Below are 18773 nucleotides of genomic sequence, written 5' to 3' on the forward strand. Positions count from 1 at the left end.
AAATTATTTTCATTTCTATTATAAGCATCTTTTCTTGAAAATCCAATGAAAAGCTGTCTTTTTCTGTATATATAAATATGATTTATCCATCATTAGAATTATCTATAAGATTTTTTATAAAAACCTCTTGCATTTTTTTTAGTACCTGCTATAATGTATTTCTGTTAGCAGGTACTAAGACGTACCATAAATTTCAGGAGGTGAAACAAACCATGCGTGATTGCGAAAAGATTCTTGACCAGAAGCTGGGCAGCCGTGAATTTGCTGAAGCTTTCGAAGCAACTTCCATGGAGTATGATTTTATCGACCGCATTGCTGCTGCTTGCGCAAAACTTTCCAAAGCTGAAAAAGGCGAAAACTAATTTCCTAACATATATCGAAGTACGGCAAAAGGGGCTGACATGTCAAAATTTGACATGTCAGCCCCTCTTTTTCTATCGACTTTTTAATAGCGCTTACGCTTCACCGAAGATGGATAGCCCAAAGCCTCACGGTATTTCATGACCGTGCGGCGGGAAATATCCATCTTTCTTGTTTTCAACAGTTCACAGAGCTTTTGGTCGCTCAAGGGCTTCTGCGGATTTTCTCCTTCGATAAGCTCCTTGATGACGGCCTTGGCCTGGCTGGCAATAAAATCCTCGCCGTCACCGCTCTTGGCCAGATTCGCTGTAAAGAACTTGCGCAGGGCGATAATGCCGCCTGGCAGTTCGGCATACTTATTGGCCACAGCGCGGCTGACTGTGGACTCATGGACACCGATGGCATCGGCCACCTCCTGCATGGTCAGCGGATGAAGTTTTTTCATGCCCTGTTCCAAAAAGTCCTGCTGCACCCGCACAATTTCTTCCACCACCTTTTTGATGGTGCTGCGGCGCTGTTCAATGCTGTTAATGAGCCAGGATGCAGCACTCAGCCGCTTGTTGATGTACTTTTGCGTGTCCTTGTCGTATTCCTCGGCATTTTTGTAGATAGAGGATATTTTGAGCTGCGGAATATAGGTGTCGTTGAGATTCACCTGATAGCCGTTCGCGGTCTTGGTCACCACCACATCGGGCGTGATGTAGCTGGCCGCCTCCCCGCCATAGGCGCTGCCGGGCTTGGGGTCGAGCTTGCGAACGATATCCACCGCCACCTGCACATCCGCAGGCTTGCAGTTTTCTGCCGCAGCAATCTCCTTAATGCGGGCATCAGCTACCTCCGGCAAATGCTTGTCGATAACGGCAGCCACCAGCCCCTCATAAATGCCCAAGGCCTTAGCCTGAATCCGCAAGCACTCCGCTAAATCACGAGCACCAACGCCCAACGGTTCAAAGGTCTGAATAACCGCAAGTACCGCCTCAGCCTTTTCCTCCGTCACCTGCATGGTGGCGGCAATTTCCTTTAAGGGCAGGGTCAAATAGCCCCAATCGTCAATTGAGCCGATGATGAAGGTCGCAACGGCCAAATCTTCTTCCGCCTGAAAGGCAAATTCAGCCTGCTCCAACAGTTCCCGCTCCAAGGTCGTACTGACCGGCGTAGCCGATTCAAAAACGTGTTCGCGGGAACTGGCGTCACTAAAGCCGCCATTGGAGGTATTGCCATCTCCTTCAAGATACTCGGCTAAAGCCGAAATATTCTCCGCCCGCAGATTCTCCATCTGCCGTGTATCGGCGCCATCGCCATATTCCATCTCCAGAGCGGGATTTTCCAAGTATTCCTTTTCTATCTCAGCCTTCAAATCCTGCGCCGACAGCTGCAGAATCTGAATAGCCTGCTGCAGCTTCATAGTCATCGCCAGATGCTGCGACAGGTTCATATTTAATGATTGTTCCTGATGCATGGGAAAAACGCTCCTTCAATGAATAGGCGCACCTATGGTCTTACTTCTGGGACATGGCTGCGGCAATCGCTGCGCCCAGACCGCTGCCGCCGTTTTCCAGTACCGTATCAATAACTGCGGCTTCCTCACCGAGAAGTTCGGACAGCGCGCGCATAATGTTTTCTTTCGCCAGCGGCATCTTTTCGTAAACCGAGCCGTCGATGGCAATGTGCTGTTTCTGTGCCTTGCCGCTGCCAGCCTGCTGCCAAATGATGCCTACAAAGGATGCCGTCACGAGACGGGCAGAACGGATAACGAGCGTGCTGGCCAGTTTCTGCACCTTTTCCACATCTTCAGCCGCAATATCATGGCCCGTCTTAGCCTTGATGATTTCGGCAACCTTATCGGCTTCATTGATGATATTGCTCATATCAATGCTGGTAAAGCCGTAGTTCTTGCCCTTTTCTTCCAACAGTTCAGCCATAGCCATGCCAAAGAGCTCGCCCATATAACGGCCGGAAACCATTTTTTCGAGACGCTGTTCGCCCGGCTTTTCGGATGCTTCATCATATTCGATATCCAGACGGCTCGGCACGAGCTTCATGAAGCCGCCGGATTCCAGATTGAGAATCATCGGCGCATCGCCGCTTTCGGCATATGGTTCGAGGTAGCAGGTGTTGTGGCCCGTAGCATAGATGGAACCGATGTAGATATCCGGCTGTTTGTAGGCTGCAGCCAGGAGAACGGCTACCGTATCGTTGATGACAGCCGTCGGTTCAACATTATCAATGCCCTGACGGTGCAGAGCTTCTTTCAGCAGGTCATTGACCACCTTGCCTTCAACACCCGGCGTAGCAAATTCCTTCGTCCAGATGATGAGTTTGGCATTGTAAAGATTCGTCTGTTCCGAGGGGAAAGAGAATGTGTGACCCAAGAGGTACTTTTTCTCATGGTCGCCGTCAATGGCTTCATCTACGAGTTCAGCGATGAAGTCAAACATTTCCTCAGCCGTGGAATCTGCGCCGATGAAATCGTATACACCTTCCACCTTCAGCGGCTTAGCCACCTTTTTGAGCACTTCGAACTTGCCTTCACCCATGAGCTTAATCCGCAAAACACGCAGGTTCGTGCCGCCAAAGTCTAGTGCCAGATATTCGCCGGTCTCCTTGCCGGAAGGCAGGCCCAGATAGGACTTGAGCATACGCAGAGAAGATTCGTCCGGATTCTTGAGCCCTAAACGCAAATCATAACGGAAGTCAGCGGCAATTTCCCTGAGCTGCTCGCTGTTCACCGTGAATTCATCAATAAGCTGTGCAAAATGTTCCTGATTAAAAGCCATTTTCTATTCCCCTTTAACATTTTTCTAATAGAAATACATTTCTTATTATAGCGTTTTCCCGCATTTTTTCCTAGTACTTATTCTGAAACTGTTTTCCTATTGCAAAACACCGGCCCCATTGAAATCTGGCACATATTCCTCCGAAGCACTGCGGCGCTCCTGCACATAGACATTTTCCATGCCCAAATCCAGCACATAATTCACCACGGACTCATACTCAAAGGTCGTCAGACGGCGATTGATTTTCTTATGCTCAGCGGCTTTATACATTGGGGTGTACTGATTCATCAGACTCACCTGAATCGTCCGGCCAAAGTTTTCCCAGAGCCATTTCATAAGGTCCATGCTCTCATGGCGGTGTCCCGGCAGAACCATATGACGCACCAGCACGCCCCTCGTCATTTGCCCATTATCTGCAAACTGCACTGGCCCCGTTATTTCCACCATCTTTTTGATAGCCGCACTGGCATGGGAAAAATAATCTGCCGCCGCAGAATACTCCCCGCCGCTCTCTGCACTCATGTATTTCAAATCCGGCAGAAAAATATCCACATAGTCCCGCAGGGCCTCAATCGTTTCAACCGTTTCATAACCGCTGGAATTATATACGACAGGCAGGTGAAAGCCCTGCCCCTTAGCCCTATCCAGCGCCGCAATAATCTGCGGCACATAGTGCGTAGGCGTTACGAGGTCGAGCGTAGCCGCCCCCCGCGCCTGCTGTTCGAGAAAAATCTCTGCAAGCCGCTCCACAGAAACTTCCTGCCCTTTGCCGCCATGACTGATTTCATGGTTCTGGCAATATACACAGCGCAGATTGCAGTAGGAGAAAAAAACTGTCCCTGCGCCTCGCTCTCCTACAAGACAGGGTTCTTCCCACTGATGCAGGGAAACCAACGCAATGCGCACGTTCTCCCCCGCACCGCAAAAGCCCGCCCGCTGGGTGCGGTTGACACCACAGCGGCGCGGGCAGAGATTACAATTCGTAATATCTAACATTTGCGTTATCTTCCTTTAAGTCTATTCTCATTTGAAAATTTTGTTTAACCGTTTACCATTTTTCTATACCAAGCTTGTAATAAAGCTTCGTAAGCATATATACGCTCTGCCAACTCTTTTGCCATATCCTCATCATAAGTATGAGCCGTCAGATTGCGGTCGTCTACCATTTTTAATGCCTGCTCTGTTTCCTCATCGCTAAAAATACCAACATCACGAAGGCTGCGAATCACCTTCTTCGGCGAGGCCGCATCCAAACCTTCACGGTCATACAGATAATCCTTGCCGCATTTCCACATGATTTCAAAACAAAATTCAAACCGCTGAATCAATCCGTCACGCTCGATTTCGCTTAGATTATCCTTGCTTACCGCTTCATGCAGACGTGCCAAAGCTCGAGCCGCCCCTTGAAAACGCTTGCTGTCCATCAGTTCCATCGAATACCATCCTTTCTGATTTCCTCGCGCAATGATTCTGCGGCTCTGCTCATATCTACAATATCCACACGATAAGGAATGGTCGATTCTTCTAGTTGCTCCCGCAGGTCAGCGATTTTCCGCTCATTAGGCACACCCAAAAATTCTACCGCCACATCCACATCTGAACCATGCCGTGCAGTACCTCGTGCCCAGGAGCCAAAAAGGTATATATTTGCTTTTTCATCAGCCAGCACAGACAGAACCAGCTGGCGTATACGGTATATATAAATGTTCATAGATATTCTCCACGCAAAGAACTCTCCTTAACTTTATTCTAGCATAAGGAGAGTTCTTTGGCTATTTTTTTCTTATCCACTCAAAAGCTACAGTGGTAAAGCTACCCATTAACTATTAAATCGATTTTCTAAAATGCTGCAACGAATGTCTTAAAAGGAAACTAATCTATTCCCAAAATAACTTATTCAATCCTACGATAGATGGCAAATATCGAAGTTTTTCATTATTTACTAAAAAGCAAACATGATGTTAATATTTTAGAAATCATTTCTACATTACAAACAGAGTTTTATAATCATCTAGCTGACAATTTATTCTCTATTATTCAAGCAAATAATTCTATCATAATTTACATCCACGTTCTTTTAGAATAAACTCTGCCAGTTTCATTTCTCCATAATCCCCCAATTTACAAATACTTCTTAATTCATAGTCTTCATATTTTGAAAATTTACTATAAAGAGGATCTTTTCTATAGTTTTGCGCAAGTGACGCCTCTCCAATAGTCTTTGCCACCTTTCCTAATTGTGCAAAAAATCCCATGAGTACCCTCTCCTTTTTAATATAATAAATTATTTACATAACTATTCAACAATCAATTTCCCATTATCTATCAACCAACGTTCTTGGAATTGTCGTCTGGCCGCATAGCCCACATCTCTTATAAAGCTACCATTCATAGCAGCACCTACTCCTGCTCCAAAGATAGGTATAACTTGCATAGCTTTTCTCTTAGAAAAATTTATTCCCAACTGTTTACAAACATCTCTAATCATTTTTATTATCACTTCATTGCTAACCGTTTTTTTTGCCATATCTTTTGCTGCTTTTCTTTCAATCATCCATAGTGCGCTTTTTCGTAATGTTGCTTCGAGCATTTTTAATTGTAGTAGAATTTGATTTTTTTCCTTCATACTGTTTGCACCAGCTAATGACATCACAGATAAAACAAACTCTTTATCCTCTGTAGTTTCAGCCTTGTATCCGTAGCATAGACCTATTTTATGTATAGTTCTTAGTGCTAAAGTCAATATAGCTGGTATATCTGCTGCTATTCCTGCCGCCCCCCACATTCCAGTAGCACCACCTTCCGCAACAGCTAATGCTATTGCCCAATTATGCACTTCATTTGCCATTTCATCAGATAATTCAAGACTTTTATTTCGTAATTCTTCTATTTTTGATATATTTCCGTCTCTGATAATATCATCTTCATCTGCCAAAAATTCTGCCGTTGCATTTGCTCCATTAAGCACAGCCTGTATTACCTGTTCCGGTATCAACAATCCAGTTATAACTTCCAGTGGTTTGCCTATTAGACTTAGCCCTTCTGATACCACACTTGGCTTTTCATTCTGATAATCTCTTATTTCCAACAACTGTTTTTTCTCATACGTGGTCATTTTTTCCATTTCCATTTTTATCATCCTCATATCTTATTATATAAATGATTCATCCACTACATCAATATACATCCCTTTAGTGAAAAAAGAAACACTATCAATAAAACAAACAAGCAGCTTTTCATACTAAACACCTCCACCGCTATTACGAAAACACATATTATGCCATACCAAGGTGTGTTTTTAGCTTACTCAAACTTTTTATTTCCTCTATCAATTATCCAATCTACGATTCACAGTCCAAGTATGCGGCTTATTCCCCTGCTTACGTGGACACTTTCCCAGTAAAGGTTTCCCCAATGAAACAAAGCGTATTTCCTTCTTCCCACAATGACTGCACATATACTCGATACGTTTCGTTGCCATACTTATTCCTCCTTCTTCTTATCCGTCAACTTATAAATTCCTACTGCTCCAATCAGCGCGGCCAATGCAATTCCGGCGTATTTAAGTGGAGTGTTGTTATCTTCCTGCTCTTTTTTAGATTTCTTTTCTTCTTTTTCATCTTCTATGGGCAAATAGACCGTATCTTTGGCACGTATACCTTCTTCATCCATAACCTGCTGCGCTACTTTCATCTCTGCTTCCATGTCAAGCAATTCACTTTCCATAACCTTGCCCAACTGGCTTTCATAAGCGGCCAGAAAACCACGGAATGTATTTTTCATGTCCTGCAATAAGCTCTGCTGCAATTCCGCCCGCAGGCCTGCTTCCCGCATAGACAGATATTGTCTCACGAGTGAAGCCGTCCTGTCTTGATAATAGTTCACAAAACGAGAAGCCACGGGGATACGTTCTGGATGTTTTTCCAAATACCCCAATAACCTCTCCGCTATTTGTTGCATAGATTGCAACAAATAATGCAGTTCCTTATCCTGAATTGCTTGCAAAGACATTTGTAAGAATCTGTAGTCTGCGTCAGCTTTCTCACAAACGTCATTATATTCTGTCTTTTTATCAGATACTATTGTAATCTTTTTCTTTTCCTGGTCTTTTTCTTCACCTGACAACAAAGCATAGGCAATAGCGCCCAATGCAATCGCACCTACAACTTCTTGAAGTGAGAACACGCTCAACACTTTACAAATTGCCAATAACAACAGTAGTACACCTATAATAACCAGTTTGACAACGAGGAGCATCGGACTCCCTCCTATCCTTGGTACACCGTTCCTATCCATTTCTTCTTTTCTCTTATTATAGGTGTATTAAGTGTTACAGTCAAGTTCTGTATTATTAAATAAACGCCTTTGTTATTATTTTTCTGTCACTTATAATGGAAATGATGAATTTCTGAAACGAAAGAGTGGACTTCCCCATGAATATCACCGCTTACCGCCTACGTGCTCTCCGCGAAGCAAAAGGACTATCACAGCGAGAGGTTGCCGAGCGTATTGGCATGACACGAGCTGCATATAACAAATACGAGCGTGGCACCAGCCGCCCAGTGCGAAAACTTGACGAACTGACCGCACTGTTTGGCGTAACTACTGACTATCTCCTTGGCAAAGATGCAACTTCTTTTGAAAATCAATTAACTGACCTTGCCGCTCACGATTACGACCAAATACAGAAATACTTAGGCTTAAGTCAAGAAAATAAACTTTTGGCCGATATTATGCTTGATGCACTCCATGACCGAGAACAAAAATCAAGCACCGAAAATCCCACAATCTAAAAAGCAGGACAGGTGCCCTCAAGGCAGCCGTCCTGCTTTTTCTTATGGTTTGAACTCCTCTATACTTTTTCTGATGAACGCCACCATGGAATTCATCATAAATTCCACAAACACCGTGCTGTCCTCACTATCCTGACTCATAGCCAACGCCTCAATGTACTTAGCCTTGTTTTCCTTCTTCAAAATGCTAGGAAGCAGCCCCTTCTCCATCTGTATCATATTCATGAGCAGACGGCTGGTACGCCCATTGCCGTCCCCCCACGGATGAATGGACACAAGGCGATAATGCGCTTCAAAGGACAAAGCATAAATTGCAGCGGCATCTATAAATGGCTTTTGCCGTTCAGCATTCAACCATTTACAAAAGGCCTCCAAGCGTTGAGGCACTTTCTGATAGTTAAGATAAGACTTACCGCCTCTGCCTGCACTGACATTAACCAGACGCAAATCCCCTGCCGAAGAATCAAAACTGCCTAACGCCGTTGTGTAACTGCTGCCGGTATTGCGCATAACCAATGCAGACAACTGTTTTAGGAAATCCACGGTTATGGGAATGTTCTTATCCAGCAGGCCATTCACATAGTCATAAGCCCTTTTCAAATCCAGATTCATCATCTGTTCCGTGACATTATGACCGCCAGGAACTATCCCCTCGTCAAACATAAGGGTATTTTCTATCTCTGTTACGGTTGAGCCCTCGATAGCTGTAGAATGGGTAATTATCGAATACAGATAAAGCTTTTGAAAATCAAATTGCTCCGCTATTCCCAAGCGATTAAATTCTTGTAAAACATTATTCAGTTCATTGTAAATTGTATTCATCCTGGATACTCCTCAACCTTCACTGCGCCTCGCTATTCTTCCTCATCCAGCCGCAAGTTATTCAGCCGTGCCCGGATTTTCTGCCAATCCGGCATATACTTTGCCACATAGCCATAGAATCTGACATTATGATGTTTCTCTAGCAGATGGGTCAGCTCGTGAAGAATCACATACTCCAAACATATCGTTGGCTTTTGCGCGAGCTGCACGTTGAGCCATATTCTTTTAGCCACGATATTGCAGGTGCCCCAGCGGGTCTTCATATACTTGGTACGCCATTCATTTGACTTCAGCCCCGTAATTGCCTCCCATTTGGGCAGCAGCACTTCGGCTTTCTTAATCAGCTCCGCCCGATAGACCTCCCGCATAAACTTCTCCCGCCAGTCCACATTGGACTTTTTCGGCAGGTACAGCAGAATTTTATCGCCCATGATTTGATAGGCGGGCTTTTGTGACTCGATAACCACAAGGCGATAAGGAGCTCCCCATAGATAAAACGTTTCGCCTGACACATACTGCCGCTTGGCTGCGCGAGGCTGCTGCTGAAATTTCTTAATCTGCCTGCGTACCCACGGAAGATTGGTACGGGCAAAGAGTTCAATGGCTTTATTCGGCACACGCAAGGGCGCAGAAATAACCACCCTGCCACAGGGTGGTTTGACATAGAGGTGCATATTCTTGATTTTCTTCTTTTGTACTTCAATGGCAATTTCTGCCACCTGCATCTGCATCAATAAAACCTCATTCTGCAGCGGCTAACCGCTGTCCTAATTCCTCGCGCAAATCCTGCAAAGCTGCCAGATAAGTCGAAAAGACCATTTCTATCACCGTTAATGCACGTTCTTCATCATATACATGAATGGCCACATTGCGTTTTTTCAACATATCCAGCCAGACCTTTTCATCTTTAAGCCAGCCCAGTTTATATGCTGCCTTAAAAATCTCTCGCGGAGAACCCGTGGCCGCTTCAGCCACGCCATATAATTCCAGCGTTTCCTTCAGAGACTTCCAAGCCAGCTCAAAGGTCAGATTGAACTGGCCGATTATTCCCATACGATAAATCTCGTTTTTAGCCGCCAGTTCCCTGTCTGCCTGTTCCAGCACACTTAAACAACTGGCAAAGGATTCATATTTTTTCATTTCGACTACTCCCAAACCATATAAGTCTATGCCATCACGATCAATTTCACTTTGCAGGGATGCTGAGATGGATTCATCCATATCGACTACATCAAAAGACAACAGGGTATTCGTCTGTTCTTCCACAGATAAAGAAAAGCCCATAACATCGCCCCCCGCCACAGCTAAATCTATATCGCTATGTGTATGATTAGTGCCGCGCGCCCGGGAACCAAACAATAGCAATTTCTCTATTTTATGTGCTTTTGCAATCGCAATAATCTCTATTATTATTTCCCTGTCAAGATTATAACTCATCCTGTTCCCCTTATCTTCCCTTTTCATCCAAAATCTTTTGGTCGAGTATCGGCCCGTATTTTGGCCGCCACCACGATATAGCTCGGATGGCGTTGATATAATCCTGCATGGCCTGGTCGTCGATAACGGGTGTTTCGTCGCCCGTAATGGCTTCCGGCACCAATGGCACAGTATCGGCCTTGCCAATGGCTGTCCGCGTAATCCAGAAGCCGTAGTTTACGCCTTTTGTGCTTGTCGTTGTCAGACTCTGCCCCAATGCCATATAGTTTGTGCCTTTAGGCGCAGTGAGTTCCATCAGCGTGGGGAATATATCAATTTGACTGCCCGCACTGTCGGCCAGCAACGTGCCCTTATGGATATTTTTCCCCGTCACGATAAAAGGAATGCCATAGCGGGCATACATATCCGGCTGTTTTTCGATATTGTAGCGGTCGCCGTGGTCGCCGACAATAACAAACAGGCTGTCGGGATATTTTGCCTTGACCTCCCGCACGAATTTCACCAGTTCCCGCTGGGCATACCAGTAATGACCGAGTTCCCGCAGGAGTTCTTCATCCTGCTGATAAGCCGTAGGCAGTGCCGCCCGCACCTTTTCCTTGTCAAAGCCCTTGGCCTCCACATCCACATCATAGGGTGAATGATTCGACGCATTGAGGATAATATTGAAGCTCGGCGCATCCGTCAGACGCTCCATGATGTTGTCATAAAGGCATTCATCCTCACAGCCCCAAACGCTGCCCGGCACATCACCGAAATCGCCGCGACTGTAGAAATGCTGAAAGCCCTGCGCCTGTGTAAAGGCACCAATGCGCTCCCAGGTAGCCGGCCCGGCATAGAAAAAGTTTGTTTCATAGCCGAGTTTTGCCATCTGCGGTGCACTGGCTGTGGGATATGGTGCCGCAAAAGACTCCGGCATAGTGGTCAGATAGAGGTTTGCATCGGCTACACCTGCCACCGAGCCGGTCACGGCCGATACGGTGCTGGCGCCATTTGGCAGGAATGTCGGACAGTAATCCGTATTCTCTGCCGCCACCAGCCCGCGCAAATCTTCAGCAATCGGAATATCTTTATACTTATCCAACAGCGGCCAGTTGGCCAGACTTTCGGAGAGAATCACAAAGACATGGCGCGGCGGCTGTTCCGTTCCCTGTACCACATTTCTTTGCAAGTAAACATCGAGATTATTCGTATCCGCTGGCTTGCCGCTTAAATTGGCGGCCAGCTGCTGAATATCCTCCATGGTAAAATCCAGCCCATTGCAGGCCAGCATACGGCTGTTGAGATTATAGGCACGGTAGATGGCCTGTGGATTGTCAAGGATTGCTTCATTTAAGAACTCATCCTTGGTTACGCCCGCATTTTCCCAATCCACAGCCGTCTGCCAGCCCAGACTACCGCCGAAGATGCCCAGCAGCACCGCTACATACACGAGCGCAAGGAAGGCGGCACGAATGACCAGCTTTCCCCATAACGGCCAATGGGCAATCGGCAGTAAGGGCATTTGCCAGATAAGGAGCCTGCGCAGAAGATACCAAAGAACAAAGGCCAAAAGCATTGCCCCCGCAAAGCGGGCCGGCAGTGCATACTGGTCAACCATGGTCCAGAAGAGTGCGCCCCAGTCCTCATTCATCCCCGTAAAGAGCATCTGATTGAAATTCATACGGTAGATGCGGTAATAGGGAAAGCTGGCCATATAAAGGATGGATAACGCCATAAGCAAGAGGCCGTTTATCCCCAGCCATAGATATTTCTCGATTTTGGGCAGGAGATAATGTGCCGTAAAGGCAGGTACAAAGCTAATGAGCGTCAACGCCCCTGCCGTCTGCATACTCAGACGACTGCCCCGCCAGAGAGCCAAGGCAATATCTGCACTATTTGTCTGCGGCCCCCAATAGTCATTAAGCCACAGAATAAAAAAGAGCCGGAAAAGGGAAAGGACTGCCAGGTAAAAAGCATATACCTTCAGTCCTTCTACAATAACCCTATGAAAATTTTCCCAACTCAAACGTGTAGGGAAATTTATACTCATGGCAGAATGATTTCCACGCCGTAAGAATCAGCGGCCTCCTGAATATCCTGTGCCGGCAGGGTATCGGTAATCAGACCCGAGAGCGTATCGAGGGTCGTATAGTTGTAGTTGCCGTCCGTGCTGAGCTTGCGGGCTTCGGCTACTACATAGGCTTTCTTGCTGTGGCGGATAATGGCGGCCTTGTTGATGCCATCATCAATATCGTAAGTGGAAACACTGTTTTCCTTGACGTCAACGCCTACGGCACCGACAAAAGCGATATCCGGTTTCAGACGGGAGATGAAGTCCAGCGTCATGCCACCCCAGAAACCATCGCGGCTCTTGTTGATTTTACCGCCGGCAAAGACCACGCGGATTTTCGGATTGCGAGCCAGTACCACGAGAATGTCAATCATGTTGGTCACAACCGTGATATCCTGGTCCATCTTGACCAAGAGTTCTGCAATAGCCAGATTACTCGTGGAGATATCGAGGAACACCATATCACGCTCATGGATGAGCTTTACAGCGGCCTGTGCAATGCGCTGCTTCGCTTCCACATCGGTGTTGCGGTGCTTGCTGACTTCGAGCATATGGCTGTTCTCGCGAATGCGGACAGCGCCACCGTAAGTACGTTTGAGCTTGCCTTTTTTCTCCAGCGCACCCAAATCCTTACGGATACAATCTTCGGTTACCTTAAACTTTTCACTGAGGTCGCGGACACGTACCTTGCCATCACGGGCAAGCATGTTCAGGATAATTTCCTGACGTTCTTCCAAAAACATCTGCAATTCACTCCCATTAATTTTTTCCTTACAATACGCTTGGGGAAGAGGTAAGGTATTGTTTGTTATTATTGTTGTACAATTAGTTTACTAGATTTGCGACAAATTATCAAGCCCAAATTACGACAAATTATGCCGGCTTTCCTTAATATAGCTCCGAGCCCTGTCCATCAGCCTTAAACTGCGGTTCAGCAGCATATCGTAAACCGGTTCGCTGCCTGCCCACTCGGCGACCAGAAAGGCCGTCATGGACACCAGCATCAATGACAGCAGATGCTGATAGGAACCGGTCATTTCCATAATCAGAATGGCTCCTGTAACGGGTGATTTGACCACGGCAGAAAAATAAGCCGCCATGCCAAAGACAATGCAGGTCACAGCCCACTGGGCATCCATCAGCTGAGCCGCAATGGCCAGTTTCGCAAAGATGGCCCCGCCCAAAGCTCCGAGCACGAGCATGGGCAGGAATATGCCGCCCGGCACGCCGGAGCCAAAACAAAGCATGGTGAAGAAAAATTTTCCCGTCAGAAGGAGCAGCAAAAAGCCAATCGCATATTCATGTTTTACGAGCGCATCCACCAAGGGACTGCCGCCCCCTAAAATCTGCGGCAGGAAAAAACCGATTACGCCAGCGGCCAACAGCGGGAGCAATGGCTTTTGCCAGGCTTTCAGCGGCGACTTGGCATAGCTGTCCAGCGAAATGGTGAGCATGCGGTTAAATCCCAGCCCCAATACGCCCACAAAGACGCCCAGCAAAATCAGCATCACATAGACATTGCCCGCCATCACCACGGGAATCTCACCCATATGGAACACCGGCTCCATGCCAAAAAAGAACTGTGTTACGGTTGTTGCGGTCACCGTTGCCGCAATCGAGCCCATCAGCACATACGGCGAAAAATTCTTCGTCAGCTCCTCCAGACAAAAAATCGCCCCTGCCAGCGGTGCATTAAAGGCCGCTGCCAGACCTGCTCCGGCCCCGGCCGTAAGCAGGTAGTGATTTTCCTCATAGCTGCGGTGGGTAAGCCGTCCTACGCCCTGGCCCAAGCAGGCCCCGAGTTGGACGCTGGGGCCTTCCCTGCCCAGCGACAGGCCCGCACCAATGCCCAGCACCGCTCCGGTAAATTTGAGCAGCAGCACCCGCGCCCAGTGCATGTCCATTTTCCCCATGAGCACGCCCTTGATTTGCGGAATGCCGGAGCCGGAAATCATGCCGTCCATCCGCAGCAGCCAATGGAGAATACAACCAATGGTCATAAGCACAATGAACCAGCCGGGAATATAGGTAGGATTTTCCTGCAGGAACTGATAGAGCCGGGGCAGGTTCGCCTCGGAGATTTCCAGCAGATAGCGGAACAGGGCGATGGTCAGCCCGGTTAATACGCCAATCACATTGCCTTCGATAAAGAGCCGCAGTTTCAGTCGCTTAGGGTCGGTAAGGGCTTGCAAAATATCTTCGAATCGTTTTTGCATAAACCTCTCCTATAAATGAAAAAGCCTTCCCCGAAGAGAAGGCTTGCATTTTGCTTATTCAGCAGTAAACGGCAGCAATGCGATATTGCGAGCACGTTTAATGGCAACAGTCACCTGGCGCTGATGCTTAGCGCAGTTGCCGGAGATACGGCGGGGCAGGATCTTGCCGCGCTCCGTAATGAAGCGACGGAGTTTTGCCACGTCTTTATAGTCGATATGTTCGACCTTGTCTACGCAGAACGAGCAGACCTTTCTACGAGGTCTTCTGCTTCTGTCACGTCTCATCAAAGTAATTCCCTCCTAACTTAAAACGGAATTTCTTCGTCAGGGATGGACGGGCCGAAACCATCAACAGGCGCAGATTGCGGTGCTGCCGGTGCCGGTGCACCGAAACCGCCAGCCTGAGGAGCAGAACCCTTGGAGTCCAAGAATTCTACTTCGTTTGCTACGATTTCCGTCACATAACGCTTCGAGCCATCTTGTGCATCATAGCTTCTAACCTGAATGCGGCCTTCCACAGAAATCCGGCGGCCCTTCACCAAGTTGTTGCCGCAAACTTCAGCCAGCTTGCTCCAAACAACAATGGGAATAAAATCCGCCGTCGGCTGACCATCGTTAGCATCCTTACGTGCAAAGCGGCGATCCACTGCCAGCGTAAAGGTGCAGACTGCTGTGCCGGACTGTGTATAACGCACTTCCGGGTCACGGGTCAGGCGGCCAATCAGTATTGCCTTGTTCATGGTACATCCTCCCTGACGCCAAATTAGCGTACTTCTAAATTACTCTTCGTCGTTTTTCACGATCATGTGCTTGAGGATGCTGTCGTTGATCTTCATTACGCGGTCGCATTCTGCAACGCAGGACGGTTCGCAGGTAACGTAGAGCAGTTCATAGAAACCCTCAGCGCAGTCTTTGATCTCATAAGCAAGACGCTTCTTGCCCCAACGATCTTCTTTATCGATAGTACCGCCGTTTTCGGTGATGAGCTTAGTGAACTTGCTGATAACAGCGTTCGTAGCTTCTTCTTCCATCGGTTTCACGATAAAAATGACTTCGTACTTTCTCACGAAATCACCTCCCTCTCTGGTCTTTGGCTCCTGCTCACACAGGAGCAGAGGTTGAAATGTTATTTCAACTCAAAACTTATTTGTCTCACGACTAGAAGATTATACCATTATTAGCAAACCATTGCAAGAAAAATTTTCCACGATTTCTCCCCTTGTCATTGCATGGTTCCTGCATAAAACTTGGCCAGTTTCTGCATCTTATGGATGACCTCGACGCGCCCTTCGTTGCTGTTGCTTAGCGCCACCAGAATAAAATCTTCCTGCGGCCCATAGAAAATGCCGCCATCGGCATAGACGCCATTGACCTCGCCGGTCTTATGGGCGATATCATAGCCGGATACCACCGCGGGGAAACATTCCTTATCCCGCTGCTGTTCCAGGATATCGAGCATAAAGGCATCTTCTTTTTCGCCAACGAGCTGATGGTAGTAGAGATTCGTCAACAAATGACCGATATCCCGTACCGAGGAAAGATTCTTGTTGCTGGCCTTTTTATTGACCATGAGTTTGTGCACCAGCAGGGTATCCTTATAGCCATACTGCTGCAGGTACTGATTGATATTTGCCATGCCCAGTTTATCAATCAGCATATTGGTGGCGGTGTTATCACTTTCCACCACCATCAGCTGAATCAACTGGGCAATGGTGCGCTTTTCACCGGCATTGTACCAGGTGGTAACCCCGGCGCCGCCCACCACATCCTGCTTGCGGATGGTAAGCTGTTCCTCCAGCGACAATCTGCCATCATGAACATCCTGCATGGTCTTGGCCATCACAAAGAGTTTAATCATGCTGGCCGGAAACATCCGGCGCTGATTGTAGATAAAGGGTTCCACTTCCCGGCCCGGACGCAGGAAATACACGGCAAGCTGCTTATTGTTAGCACCTATAACCTGAGCTGTATAGGCAAAGAGCTTGTCTTCGTCCACTGCCCTGTCTGCCCTAACCAAGGGCATATTTTCTTTTCCCGTCATTTCGGCCGCCAGAGCAGCAGCCTCCCGGCCGTCATGGTGCTGCCAGAGGAAGGCCGTTGCCATGCCCCCGGCCTCCAAAATCACTACCAGGCAAAAAAATGTAACGATTCGCTTGATTTTCGTAGAACGGCTAATCTTCATTTTCATGAGCAAGTCCTTGAATGATAGAATTTACCAGGGCTGCGGCGTAATGGGCGTCACCACGCCAAAACGGTAGCCCTTGGCCTTGAGATTGTCGATAATTCCCGGCAGCGCTCGCACCGTTTCTTCCTTGCCTCCGTTGCAGTGCATGAGCACCAGCGCCATATTGTCCTTGAGATGACCAGCCGCCCGCCGGTCGATATAATCAATCTGCTGCTCTGCCGAAGGATGTTCCGGCGTGGCATCTTCCGTGAGCACATTCCAGTCGTGTTCCACATAGCCCAGGAGATTCAGATGCTTATAATAATCATCCGCAAACATGCCGACCGTGCCGCCCGGCGCACGGATGATAAAAGGCCGCATGCCAATGACCTTAAAGACGGCCTCGTCGGTCTGCTCCATCTCCTCCACAAAACTTTCCTTATTGGCATAGAGGCGCTCATAATCGTGGTCGTAACTGTGATTGCCAATGGCATGTCCCTCGGTAAAAATCCGCTTTAACACCGCAGGGTTCTTTTCCACCATGCCGCCCAGCACATAGAACGTCGCATGAACCCCCTTAGCCTTGAGTACATCTAAAATGGCCGGGGTATTCACATCATCCGGGCCATCATCAAAGGTCAAGTAGGCCACCTTCTCTGCCGTATAGTGCGGCAGTGCCGGCAGCATGGTGGGCAGTCCCTTGGCCAGCCGCTGTTTCAAGGTATAACGGTCATAAACCGGCCGGTCCACACCGATATTGTCATAAGTAAGATTACTGTAATCACCCTTCGCCAGCGTATAGGCCGCCGATTCCACGCCCGGCTCAGCTTCCACTTCCTGCGGCTGTTCCGTAGCCCGCACCTTCGCGTGCCAGGCTGCTCCCGCCACGCCGCCTAATATAACCAAAACCGCCAAGACACCGATAACCTTGGCAAACTTATCACGTTTCACCGTAATCGCGCCCCCACTATTCTTCCTAAATTCTCAGCTTCTTCATTATACTACATCTTTATGACAAAATAAATTCAGCAAAGGCCAAATTCCCATATTTGAAGCCTTTTTCCGTCAAGCGGCAGCCTGCCTGGTCAACCAGCAATAACCCCTGGCCGCGCAAATCTGCCATGACCTGACCATAGACTTCATCGAGTTCCCGCTGGAATTTATCCCGAAACGCCTTACAGGAAATTCCCTCTGCTGTACGCAGCGCCAGAAAGGCAAATTCTTCCATGGCATGCTCTAAACTCGGTTCTTCCTCCAATTCCCAGATTTCCTGTCCTTTTTTTATCCCGGCAGTATACGCCTCAATATCCGTCACGGCAGCATAGCGTTTCCCCTCCAAATAGGAGTGGGCCGCTGCCCCCAATCCCAGATAGGGCACATCATGCCAATAACTCCGATTATGACGGCTCTCGAAGCCAGCCTTGGCAAAGTTGGACACCTCGTAGCGCTGATAGCCCAGCTGTGGCAGACGATTGGTCATATAGTCATACATAGCCTCTGCCTCGTCCTCTGCCGGCAGATTCAGTTTGCCCATTTCCTCCATGCGGGCAAAGGCCGTCCCCTCCTCCACCTGCAAGCCGTAGATGGAAATATGCTGAATCCCTAGCGCATCTGCCTGCGCCACACTCGCCTGCAAATCCGTTAGATTCTGTCCCGGCAGGCCGTACATCAAATCCACGCTGATATTTACAAAGCCTGCCTGCTGTGCTAGCTTCACAGCCTCACAGGCCTCGGCACCACTATGAATCCTGCCGATTTTTTTGAGCAGTTCGTCCTCAAAACTCTGCACGCCAAAACTCAAACGGTTGACACCGCCAGCCCGCAGAATCTTAAAATAATCTTCATCCACCGTGCCGGGATTGCATTCCACGGTAAATTCGCCAATCTCAGCCCCAAAAATTTCCGTCACTGCCGCCAGAACTTTTTCCATAAGCGCTTGCGGCAGAGCCGTAGGCGTACCGCCTCCGATATAGATGGTGGCAGGTATTCCCCATTTTTGCCGATAAGAAAGGCCCTGTATCTTCACTTGCTGACACAGGGCCTCCACATAAGCCTCCATGCGATTTTCCTTCCCGGCAAAGGAGGGAAAATCACAGTAGAAGCACTTTTGCCGGCAAAAGGGAATATGAATATAAACTCCCCATTGCATAATCT

Annotated in this window: 22 protein-coding genes; 2 read left to right on the forward strand and 20 right to left on the reverse strand. The window is 47.9% G+C overall.

The features are described from left to right. Positions 1–212 precede the first annotated feature (212 nt). A complete protein-coding gene (locus T320_RS14740; RefSeq protein WP_155266756.1) occupies positions 213–362 on the forward strand; it encodes a hypothetical protein in 150 nt (49 codons plus the stop codon). An 83-nt stretch (positions 363–445) separates the two neighbouring features. Here the strand turns inward: T320_RS14740 and rpoN are convergent, their stop codons facing one another. The 8 genes from rpoN to T320_RS12575 form a co-directional block, all read right to left on the reverse strand. Then, on the reverse strand, positions 446–1819 hold the full coding sequence (rpoN, locus tag T320_RS12540; RefSeq protein WP_037356355.1) for an RNA polymerase factor sigma-54: 1374 nt from the start codon (positions 1817–1819) through the stop codon (positions 446–448). A 40-nt stretch (positions 1820–1859) separates the two neighbouring features. Then, complete coding sequence (locus T320_RS12545) at positions 1860–3137, reverse strand: hexokinase family protein (protein ID WP_037356358.1); 1278 nt, start codon at positions 3135–3137, stop codon at positions 1860–1862. Positions 3138–3233: 96 nt separating this feature from the next. Continuing rightward, positions 3234–4133: a radical SAM protein gene (locus T320_RS12550; protein WP_037356361.1), complete on the reverse strand. Its 900-nt coding sequence runs from the start codon at positions 4131–4133 to the stop codon at positions 3234–3236. 44 nt (positions 4134–4177) lie between these two features. Further along, on the reverse strand, positions 4178–4570 hold the full coding sequence (locus tag T320_RS12555) for an HI0074 family nucleotidyltransferase substrate-binding subunit (protein ID WP_231465902.1): 393 nt from the start codon (positions 4568–4570) through the stop codon (positions 4178–4180). After that, positions 4561–4848 (reverse strand): nucleotidyltransferase family protein, encoded by a 288-nt coding sequence (locus T320_RS12560; RefSeq protein WP_037356364.1) that lies wholly within the window; start codon positions 4846–4848, stop codon positions 4561–4563. The genes T320_RS12555 and T320_RS12560 overlap by 10 nt, the downstream gene beginning before the upstream one ends. A gap of 343 nt (positions 4849–5191) precedes the next feature. Continuing rightward, positions 5192–5392, reverse strand: a complete 201-nt coding sequence (locus T320_RS12565; protein ID WP_037356367.1) for a hypothetical protein — start codon at positions 5390–5392, stop codon at positions 5192–5194. Between the two features lie 41 nt (positions 5393–5433). Continuing rightward, positions 5434–6267: an EcsC family protein gene (locus T320_RS12570; protein WP_197019432.1), complete on the reverse strand. Its 834-nt coding sequence runs from the start codon at positions 6265–6267 to the stop codon at positions 5434–5436. A gap of 353 nt (positions 6268–6620) precedes the next feature. Next, on the reverse strand, positions 6621–7394 hold the full coding sequence (locus T320_RS12575) for a 5-bromo-4-chloroindolyl phosphate hydrolysis family protein (protein ID WP_037356370.1): 774 nt from the start codon (positions 7392–7394) through the stop codon (positions 6621–6623). Between the two features lie 176 nt (positions 7395–7570). Here T320_RS12575 and T320_RS12580 point away from each other — a divergent pair, with 176 nt between their 5' ends. Beyond that, positions 7571–7930: a helix-turn-helix domain-containing protein gene (locus tag T320_RS12580; protein WP_037356373.1), complete on the forward strand. Its 360-nt coding sequence runs from the start codon at positions 7571–7573 to the stop codon at positions 7928–7930. Positions 7931–7972: 42 nt separating this feature from the next. Here the strand turns inward: T320_RS12580 and T320_RS12585 are convergent, their stop codons facing one another. The 12 genes from T320_RS12585 to hemW form a co-directional block, all read right to left on the reverse strand. After that, positions 7973–8752, reverse strand: a complete 780-nt coding sequence (locus tag T320_RS12585; RefSeq protein ID WP_037356376.1) for a Fic family protein — start codon at positions 8750–8752, stop codon at positions 7973–7975. Between the two features lie 32 nt (positions 8753–8784). Next, positions 8785–9483, reverse strand: a complete 699-nt coding sequence (locus tag T320_RS12590) for a M48 family metallopeptidase (RefSeq protein ID WP_037356379.1) — start codon at positions 9481–9483, stop codon at positions 8785–8787. 10 nt (positions 9484–9493) lie between these two features. Beyond that, on the reverse strand, positions 9494–10189 hold the full coding sequence (locus T320_RS14885) for an HI0074 family nucleotidyltransferase substrate-binding subunit (RefSeq protein WP_197019433.1): 696 nt from the start codon (positions 10187–10189) through the stop codon (positions 9494–9496). 10 nt (positions 10190–10199) lie between these two features. After that, positions 10200–12047 (reverse strand): LTA synthase family protein, encoded by a 1848-nt coding sequence (locus T320_RS12600; RefSeq protein WP_369793448.1) that lies wholly within the window; start codon positions 12045–12047, stop codon positions 10200–10202. 167 nt (positions 12048–12214) lie between these two features. Beyond that, entirely contained in the window at positions 12215–12982 is a 768-nt protein-coding gene (locus T320_RS12605; RefSeq protein WP_026761317.1) for a DeoR/GlpR family DNA-binding transcription regulator, read from the reverse strand. Between the two features lie 120 nt (positions 12983–13102). Beyond that, complete coding sequence (locus T320_RS12610; protein ID WP_037356385.1) at positions 13103–14455, reverse strand: ClC family H(+)/Cl(-) exchange transporter; 1353 nt, start codon at positions 14453–14455, stop codon at positions 13103–13105. Positions 14456–14509: 54 nt separating this feature from the next. Further along, on the reverse strand, positions 14510–14740 hold the full coding sequence (rpsR, locus tag T320_RS12615; protein WP_197019434.1) for a 30S ribosomal protein S18: 231 nt from the start codon (positions 14738–14740) through the stop codon (positions 14510–14512). Positions 14741–14760: 20 nt separating this feature from the next. After that, positions 14761–15195: a single-stranded DNA-binding protein gene (locus T320_RS12620; RefSeq protein ID WP_037356387.1), complete on the reverse strand. Its 435-nt coding sequence runs from the start codon at positions 15193–15195 to the stop codon at positions 14761–14763. Positions 15196–15234: 39 nt separating this feature from the next. Further along, on the reverse strand, positions 15235–15522 hold the full coding sequence (gene rpsF, locus T320_RS12625; RefSeq protein ID WP_037356390.1) for a 30S ribosomal protein S6: 288 nt from the start codon (positions 15520–15522) through the stop codon (positions 15235–15237). A gap of 155 nt (positions 15523–15677) precedes the next feature. After that, the gene (locus T320_RS12630) at positions 15678–16643 is read right to left on the reverse strand and encodes a serine hydrolase (RefSeq protein WP_081824835.1); all 966 of its coding nucleotides are present in this window, start codon (positions 16641–16643) and stop codon (positions 15678–15680) included. 24 nt (positions 16644–16667) lie between these two features. Then, positions 16668–17570 carry a polysaccharide deacetylase family protein gene (locus tag T320_RS12635; RefSeq protein WP_051608791.1) on the reverse strand — a complete coding sequence of 301 codons (903 nt, stop codon included), beginning with the start codon at positions 17568–17570 and terminating at the stop codon, positions 16668–16670. A 58-nt stretch (positions 17571–17628) separates the two neighbouring features. Further along, positions 17629–18768, reverse strand: coding sequence for a radical SAM family heme chaperone HemW (gene hemW / locus T320_RS12640; protein WP_037356396.1), 1140 nt, complete (start codon positions 18766–18768; stop codon positions 17629–17631). Positions 18769–18773: the final 5 nt, after the last annotated feature.

It is taken from the genome of Selenomonas sp. FC4001 (assembly GCF_000701565.1).
GTDB classification, from domain to species: domain Bacteria; phylum Bacillota; class Negativicutes; order Selenomonadales; family Selenomonadaceae; genus Selenomonas_A; species Selenomonas_A ruminantium_B.

Excerpts from the sequence above, each read along its gene's own strand:
- T320_RS14740 (WP_155266756.1), top strand. The coding sequence starts at position 213 with ATGCGTGATTGCGAAAAGATTCTTGACCAGAAGCTGGGCAGCCGTGAA.
- rpoN (WP_037356355.1), bottom strand. The coding sequence starts at position 1,819 with ATGCATCAGGAACAATCATTAAATATGAACCTGTCGCAGCATCTGGCG.
- T320_RS12545 (WP_037356358.1), bottom strand. The coding sequence starts at position 3,137 with ATGGCTTTTAATCAGGAACATTTTGCACAGCTTATTGATGAATTCACG.
- T320_RS12550 (WP_037356361.1), bottom strand. The coding sequence starts at position 4,133 with ATGTTAGATATTACGAATTGTAATCTCTGCCCGCGCCGCTGTGGTGTC.
- T320_RS12555 (WP_231465902.1), bottom strand. The coding sequence starts at position 4,570 with ATGGAACTGATGGACAGCAAGCGTTTTCAAGGGGCGGCTCGAGCTTTG.
- T320_RS12560 (WP_037356364.1), bottom strand. The coding sequence starts at position 4,848 with ATGAACATTTATATATACCGTATACGCCAGCTGGTTCTGTCTGTGCTG.
- T320_RS12565 (WP_037356367.1), bottom strand. The coding sequence starts at position 5,392 with ATGGGATTTTTTGCACAATTAGGAAAGGTGGCAAAGACTATTGGAGAG.
- T320_RS12570 (WP_197019432.1), bottom strand. The coding sequence starts at position 6,267 with ATGGAAATGGAAAAAATGACCACGTATGAGAAAAAACAGTTGTTGGAA.
- T320_RS12575 (WP_037356370.1), bottom strand. The coding sequence starts at position 7,394 with ATGCTCCTCGTTGTCAAACTGGTTATTATAGGTGTACTACTGTTGTTA.
- T320_RS12580 (WP_037356373.1), top strand. The coding sequence starts at position 7,571 with ATGAATATCACCGCTTACCGCCTACGTGCTCTCCGCGAAGCAAAAGGA.
- T320_RS12585 (WP_037356376.1), bottom strand. The coding sequence starts at position 8,752 with ATGAATACAATTTACAATGAACTGAATAATGTTTTACAAGAATTTAAT.
- T320_RS12590 (WP_037356379.1), bottom strand. The coding sequence starts at position 9,483 with ATGCAGATGCAGGTGGCAGAAATTGCCATTGAAGTACAAAAGAAGAAA.
- T320_RS14885 (WP_197019433.1), bottom strand. The coding sequence starts at position 10,189 with ATGAGTTATAATCTTGACAGGGAAATAATAATAGAGATTATTGCGATT.
- T320_RS12605 (WP_026761317.1), bottom strand. The coding sequence starts at position 12,982 with ATGTTTTTGGAAGAACGTCAGGAAATTATCCTGAACATGCTTGCCCGT.
- T320_RS12610 (WP_037356385.1), bottom strand. The coding sequence starts at position 14,455 with ATGCAAAAACGATTCGAAGATATTTTGCAAGCCCTTACCGACCCTAAG.
- rpsR (WP_197019434.1), bottom strand. The coding sequence starts at position 14,740 with ATGAGACGTGACAGAAGCAGAAGACCTCGTAGAAAGGTCTGCTCGTTC.
- T320_RS12620 (WP_037356387.1), bottom strand. The coding sequence starts at position 15,195 with ATGAACAAGGCAATACTGATTGGCCGCCTGACCCGTGACCCGGAAGTG.
- T320_RS12630 (WP_081824835.1), bottom strand. The coding sequence starts at position 16,643 with ATGAAAATGAAGATTAGCCGTTCTACGAAAATCAAGCGAATCGTTACA.
- hemW (WP_037356396.1), bottom strand. The coding sequence starts at position 18,768 with ATGCAATGGGGAGTTTATATTCATATTCCCTTTTGCCGGCAAAAGTGC.